Raw genomic sequence first — 6,880 nt, 5'->3', positions numbered from 1 at the left:
ATCTCGGCCAACCTCGCGTATCTGCTCGCCGAAAAAGGACTCAAGACGTTGCTGCTTGACGCGGATATGCGCAAGTCCAAGGTCCATCGCTATCTGTCCGGTAATACCAGCAACGGCTTATCCGGGGTTCTCGACGGCTCGCTCGATTCGGCCGACGTGATTACCAAGGCGACCGACAATTTCCATGCGTTGCCGGCCGGCAAGAAAACCAACAAGGCGGCCAAGCTATTGAGAGGCGACAACTTCGGACCGGTGATCGCGTCGCTGCGGGAGGAATACGACGTGGTGATCGTCGATTCTCCACCCGTGCTGCCGGTCACCGATGCGGCCGCGCTGTCGAGATTCGCGGACATGACGCTGTTCGTCACGCGGCAAGGAGAAGTGAGCTACGCGGAAGTCGCCGAATCGATGTCGCGGCTCGCGAAGGTCGGCACGAAGGTCGATGGCCTCGTGTTCAACGGCTTCACGCCTTCGCCGCTGCGCTACGGCTATTACTCGAATGCTTACCGGTACATGTCCGAGCAGAGCTGAACAGCGCCAACAGGCGACGGGCCACTTCGGTGAGTCACACGATAGGCGCGCGTCGTCGCAAACAGGGATATACATGGGACTTCTTTCGATGCTGACGGGACCGGTAAGCAGCCGACTGGACAACCCGAGTCCGGCCCACCGCGTGGTTCCGAATGCAAGTGGCGACCTGCGAGTCGTCTGGTTCATGGGCCCGAGCTCGAGCAACTGGAATGGCGTGAGTCAGCATAGCCTGATATTTATTCGGGCCTTGAAGAGGATCGCCGGTTTCAATGTCGAGACGATCGAAATTCCCGCGCAAGCCAGGTCGTTCAAGCGCTACTGGTGGCAGTTCGTCGTGTACCCGCTGCTTGCGATCCGGGCATCGCGCTCGAGCGGCATGGTCGTGCTTTATCAGGAGGATTTGAGCTTCCTCGTGCCGCTCGTGCGTGCTGCCGGCGGCAAGGTCTGCGTGTTTTTCCATCACGTGCAACGCAAAGGGCAAGCCCGCGGGGTCCTCGAGCGGCTCAAGGAGTTGTATGTCCGCGCGATCCGGCGGCAGGTCGCGCGAGCGAATCTGGTGCTCGTCGAAAGTGAGGTGACGTCCACGGAGTTGCGCGAGGTGGTGCCGGTGGCCCCCGAGCGCATCCTGATCATGCCTTGCCCGTTCGAAGACAAATATTCGCCGCTCGACGAACCGACGCCAGGCGCTGCGCGGGCTCGCGCGCGGGAGATCCTGAAGCAGCACCTCGGTCTGGATATCGGCGATGCGATCCTGTTGCTGAATGTCGGCTCGGACGAGACCCGCAAGAACAACGTGACACTGTTTCGCGCGTTGGCGCGGATGAAGCGCAACGATCTGGTGATCGTTCGCGCGGGCCAGCCGTTCAACCTGGCCAATCGCAAGGAATGCACGACGCTCGCCGATGAGTCGGGCATTCGCGCTCACTTTCTCGATTCCGTCAGCGACGAAGATCTCGGCTACCTGTATCAGGCAGCGGACATGTACGTGTCCGCGTCACTGCACGAGGGCTTCGGGCGGACCGTGATCGAGGCGCAGATCGCCGGTATTCCAGTCGTGGCGTCCAACATGCCGGTGTATCGGGCGTCGATGGGCGATTCGTTTCTACCGGTCAGTGATCCGTCCGATCCGGACGCATGGGTGAGCGCAATCAATCGTCTCGCGACCGACCCCGCGCTGGCGGACCGCCTGATCGAACGCGGCAGGGTCAACGCGCGGCAGTACTTTTCGGATGTGCTTTGCGCTTCGTTGCGCGACGGTCTGGTTAAAGCGACCGGCGCTGACGCTGCCAACGGCAAGCACACCGCTACAAAATGAAAACCGGACGCGCCATGCAAATCCGCCAGGTCAGCGAGCCGACCCTTTCCCTGACACACATGATCGTGCCGGTCGTGGCGGTGCTCGCGTTGCTGTTCAACACCGCGCTGCCACGCCTCGGCTACGCGCAGGCCAGCGCGACATGGACCTTCGTGATGGCCGCGCTGGCGGTCATCTATCTGGTCGCGACGCGACCGCTCTTCTCGGTGTCGATGCTGTATTTCATGATGATCGCAATGACCGCCTTCGTCGCCGGCATCGGCATCGAGGCGGGCGGTCTGATGATCGAAACGGGCGTGCGCGGCGAGCCGAACGGTGCTTTTAGCCGCCTGCTGCTGTTCTACGTCGTTTTCGTCGGTTGTGCGCTGTACGGCTTTAACCGCTCGCTGAAGATTCGCGATCCGGACGTGCCGGTCGCGCTGATCACCGCGGAGACGCGCAGCGTGGCGCTCGGATTCGGGCTTGCGCTGATGATCATCGGCGCCGGGGTTGCAGCGGGATTGACGCAAGGTTTCGCGCTGCTCAACGGCGTGAACCGATACACGCTGCGCAACGAAAGTACCGGCACCGATAGCGTGTTGTTCAACACGTTCCTGAACAACCAGGTCTTTCTTGCGCTGCTTCTCGGCGCGCTCGCGACCAGCAAGAACCCGATGGTCAGATGGTCTTCGATCGTCCTGATCATTGTGACGACCAATCTTTACATCCTTCACGGCGAGCAGTTCATGTCCGTGCTGCACTTCGGTCTGTCGGTGCTTGCGCCGGTGGTCGCGGTGCTGCTGATGCGAGGCAAGCCCGTGCTGCGGTATATGGCGATCGGGGGCGGCGTCGCGCTGATCATCGGTATCGTCTCGGTGTTTTCCGCGTACCAGGGCCAAGGGCTCGATGTGCAAAACACGATCACCGACCGCTCGCTGTTGCAAGGGCAGGTCTGGTATGTGGTCGACTACGACGCGCATCTGTTTACTGCACCCCCGCTGGGCGGAGCGCCGGCGTTCTGGCGTTTCGCCGAGTCGCTGCTGCAATTGAACCAGCCCGGCTTCGACGACAGCATCGGCTTCAGCGGCTTGCGCGACGTGATGGTCGCGTACGGCGAACCGCACCTGATCACCACGTATATCAAAGATGACGTGACCTTTACGATGGGGCAGATGGCAGTCCCCGTCTTCTGGTTCGGGTTCGTCGGCGGCGCGCTGTTTATCGCGTTCACGGGCGTGATATATGGGGCGCTTTGCGCATTGCAGATCGTGTTCGCGCTGCGCGGCGGTGTGATCATGCTCTGGCTCATTGTGAAACTGTTGAGCTACGCGAGCTCCGGAATCCAGCAGGGCGACTATTGGTCTTTCTTTAGTGTCCGCACGCTGTTTTACGTGGCAATGGCATTCCTTTGGTGGGTACTGGTCGATTCGCGGGCCGCGCCGACCAAACTGAAACGGTGGGTGGCGGAGTGAAATCTTTTCGGACCCTGCTGTTTTCATCGCTGTCCGGCGTCGTGTGCGAAAAAGGCATTGGCGCGCTCGCGGCGGTCGCGAGCAATCACCTGTTCGCCACGCTGTACGGCGCGCAGTTCTTCGGCGAATTGCAGTTTGCGTTGTCGCTCGCTTATGTCGTCAGCAGCGCGGCATTGATCTTCAGCGCTCAGGCCGTTTCGCCGATCTTCGGCAGACATCCGCGACTGCGGCACCTCGTGTTTTACCGTGCTTTCCGCTTGCGGCTGGGTTCGACGCTCAGCGTGACGCTGCTGTTTCTGCTTGTCGTCGCGTTGCTGACGGAGTCCTCGAACAACGCATTGATGCTGATCGCCGGACTGGTGATGCTGTGCGAACCGATCGCGCTCGGCTCGCTGATGGCCTACGCGGAGACCAAGCCATGGGTGATCACGCGAGCCAAAGCGTACGCGAGCGGCGTGCGGGTGCTGTGGCTGCTCGGCGCCGCGCACGCGTCGGTCGGTGCGGTCATCGCGTCGTTTGCATGGCCCCTCGAAGCCTACGTGGCTGCTGCCGCGCCGTTCAGCCGCTATCGGACGCTCGCATTCAACCGGCCACCGTCGCTGCACGGTTCGGACACGATCAAGCGAACCTTGATCGTCCGCGGACTCAGGATGTGGCCGGCGATTGCCGCAAGTGTGCTGGTGCTGCGGATGGACCGCCTGTTGCTCGGCACGCTGATGTCGAAAGCGGATCTCGGCATCTATGCGGCTGCGGCGTCGCTCGTCGAACAGTGGAACTCCGTGGGTACGACGCTCGCGCTGGCGCTTGCGCCGACCATGGTGTTCGCCGCTCGCGGCGACGAGCAGCTTCGCAAGGCGCTCAAGTTGAGCGCGTATCTGGCGGTGATCGCGGCGATCGCACTGGTCGGCAGCCTGTTCGTCGGACGCACGGTGTTCCTGTTGATCTATGGACCCGCGTTCCAGGCCGGCATCCCGGTGATGATCTTCGGCACCGCATGCTCGATTGCGACGTTCGTGGACGCCGGGCTCACCACGTGGCTGATCGGCGCGCGGCATTACCGTTTGATGACCATCAAATTGCTCGTGACGATCGCTGCGATCGGCGTCGCGCCATTCGTGATGCCCACCGCGCTGATGATGTATTCGCCGGCGGTGGGGACCGCGTTATCCATCATTCTGTTCTGGGCTGCCGTCTTCGGGCAGGGACAACGTTTAAAGGTGGCGCAATGAAGGTCTGCCTGTGCAATAACCGGTTTCCGCCGCACGTTGTCGGCGGCACCGAGATGGTCGTCTACGATCTCGCGGTCCAGCTGCGTGACCGCGGGCATGACGTTTCCATTTTCACGTTGTCGGATGCACGCTCGGCGCAAACAGCGGTCGTGGATGGTCTTCGCCTGCACAGCATGCCGAATACGAACATCTATAACCAGTTCTCCCACGCCGAGCGCAGCGGGCTCAAAAAGGCCTTGTTCGGCGCAGTGGACACCTTCAACCCACTCGTATTCCTCTACGCGTTGCGCCATTTGCGGCGCCTCGATATCGACGCGCTGTGCACGAACAACCTCAAGGGAATGGGACCGGCCATATGGCTCGCCGCCTGGTGCTTGCGGATTCCGGTCGTGCATGTCCTGCATGACTACTGGTTGGTCTGCCCGACCTCGACGATGTTTCGCGACGGCCACGCGTGTGAGCGCGCCTGTAACGGATGCCGGACAGTTTCGGCCCCGAAGGCGTGGTTTTCACGGCTGGTCGGGCATGTGGTCGGAGTCAGCAACTTTGTGCTGGAGCGCCACCGACGGCAAAACTTTTTCGCCGCTGCGCAGCCCTGCGTGATTCATAACGCGCGGCAACCGTTCAGCGCGGTCCCGGCCGCGTTTACCGAACCACGTAAGCCGTTCCGGCTCGGCTTTATCGGGCGTACCGACGCGACCAAAGGTATTCGCGAGTTTTTCGCGGGCGCGGCGGCGGCCCAAACAGACAACCTCGAACTGCACATCGCGGGGCGCGACAACGAACAGATCCTGGACCAGCTGATCGCGGAGTACCCCGGTCTGCGGGTCGTGCGTTATGGGTTCGTTCCAGCACAAGACTTTTACCCGCTTGTCGACCTCGTGGTCGTCACGTCGATGTGGAACGAACCGTTCGGAATGGTCGCTTTCGAGCCTTGGGAATTTTTTAAGCCGTCCATTGCGTTCACGTCGGGCGGACTGCCAGAAGTATTCACCGCGTTTCCCGAATTGACGGTGCCGCGAGGCGACGTCCAGGCACTGGGAAAGCTGATCCGCCGATTCATCGACGACCCGGCTTTCTACCGTGACATCGCGCATCGTTGCCACGACCGGCGCAGTCACTTTCTGCCGCCGCGACAGCTGCAGCAGTTTGAAGCGGTGCTGCGGGCCGCCGCGAGACGGGGCGAGGAGGCGGGCGCTGGCGTCATTGAAGTCGACCGGGACGCTCGAAGCTGATCCAGCGTCCACGTGATTTCGCAACCCACTAGAAAGATTCAAGACCTATCCAGGTTCGGAGGCGTCATGAGAAAGCGCGTACTGATGGTAATGACTCGGGACATCCCCCAGGCTGCGTCTAACGGACGCGAACGCACGTTGTGCTTCATCCGCCAGGCGATCGGCATGAATGCGGACGTGCGCGAACTCAAGATACCCTCCGTATTCGAAGCGGGTGCGCTCGCCTCAAAGCTGCGCGCGGCGCTGCGGGTGGCCGGCGGGCTGGTGACCGCCAGTCCTTGCGCGCTGCAAGTCGCGATGTTCGCCGGTGTCGACGGAAAGCGGCGACTTGTCGAAGCAATTGAAGAGTACAAGCCCGACGTGATCTATTTCGATGGTATCCGGATGGTCGACTATGCTGCATTCGTTCGCCGGCGCTATCCGTCGAGCCACATCATCAGCGACCTGGACGACCTCATGTCGCGACGCGCCAATATTCTGCGGACCGGCAATTTCGCGTTGTCGGCCGGCTACCTGGCGAAGTCGATTCCGCCGGCAATCGTCAAGCTGATCAATTCGCGATTCGCCCGTAACATGCTGCTCCGATACGAGGAATATGCGCTCAAAGGCCATGAGCGGCGGGCGGCGGCTGCGTCGAACGCGGTGACCCTGGTGTCGACAACGGATGCTGATGCATTGGAGCGTATCCTGCCCGATGCGGTGAAAAAGCGCGTGCACGTGATCGCACCGCCAGTCGACTCGGTCAAGCCGGTGGCGCGGCCCGTCGATCCGGTCAGGTTCGTATTCGTCGGTGCGGACAGCCAGTTGCAGAACCGGCTCGCGATCGAGTACCTGGTCGCGTCGTGGAAAAAGCTCGAGTTGAGCTTGCCACTGGTCATTTACGGGCGCATGTCGCGTCAATACGAACCGGTGCCGAACGTTGTGTTCGCCGGCTTCGCAAAGACGCTCGATGAGGTTTATACCCCCAACTCGATTGCGCTATGCCCGACATTTCTGCGCGGCGGTATCAAGTCGAAGGTGCTCGAGGCTATCTCGTTCGGTTGCCCGCCGGTCGGCAATGACGCCTCTTACGAAGGTCTGAATTTCGAAGATCAGGCGCTCGCGATGGACGAAGGACGG

The 6,880-nt window shown here is 61.5% G+C and carries 6 protein-coding genes; all 6 read left to right on the top strand.

All coding sequences use genetic code 11. The features are described from left to right. Positions 1-531 (top strand): CpsD/CapB family tyrosine-protein kinase (locus VGH68_RS18570; protein ID WP_331605139.1); only part of this gene is annotated, 531 nt, incomplete at its 5' end. A 247-nt stretch (positions 532-778) separates the two neighbouring features. Continuing rightward, positions 779-1,846: a glycosyltransferase gene (locus VGH68_RS18565; RefSeq protein WP_331605138.1), complete on the top strand. Its 1,068-nt coding sequence runs from the start codon at positions 779-781 to the stop codon at positions 1,844-1,846. A gap of 14 nt (positions 1,847-1,860) precedes the next feature. Continuing rightward, positions 1,861-3,297, top strand: coding sequence for a DUF6418 domain-containing protein (locus VGH68_RS18560; protein WP_331605136.1), 1,437 nt, complete (start codon positions 1,861-1,863; stop codon positions 3,295-3,297). Beyond that, positions 3,294-4,526 (top strand): hypothetical protein, encoded by a 1,233-nt coding sequence (locus VGH68_RS18555; protein ID WP_331605134.1) that lies wholly within the window; start codon positions 3,294-3,296, stop codon positions 4,524-4,526. Before VGH68_RS18560 ends, VGH68_RS18555 begins: the two co-directional genes overlap by 4 nt. After that, the gene (locus VGH68_RS18550; RefSeq protein ID WP_331605140.1) at positions 4,523-5,761 is read left to right on the top strand and encodes a glycosyltransferase; all 1,239 of its coding nucleotides are present in this window, start codon (positions 4,523-4,525) and stop codon (positions 5,759-5,761) included. Before VGH68_RS18555 ends, VGH68_RS18550 begins: the two co-directional genes overlap by 4 nt. A 66-nt stretch (positions 5,762-5,827) precedes the next feature. After that, positions 5,828-6,880, top strand: a 1,053-nt coding sequence (locus tag VGH68_RS18545; protein WP_331605133.1) for a glycosyltransferase, incomplete at its 3' end; no start/stop codon positions are given.

The organism is Paraburkholderia sp. (assembly GCF_036488505.1).
Lineage (GTDB): Bacteria > Pseudomonadota > Gammaproteobacteria > Burkholderiales > Burkholderiaceae > Paraburkholderia.
The sequence above is the reverse complement of the archived record's forward strand: the minus strand, read 5'-3'. Positions and strand labels throughout refer to the sequence as shown.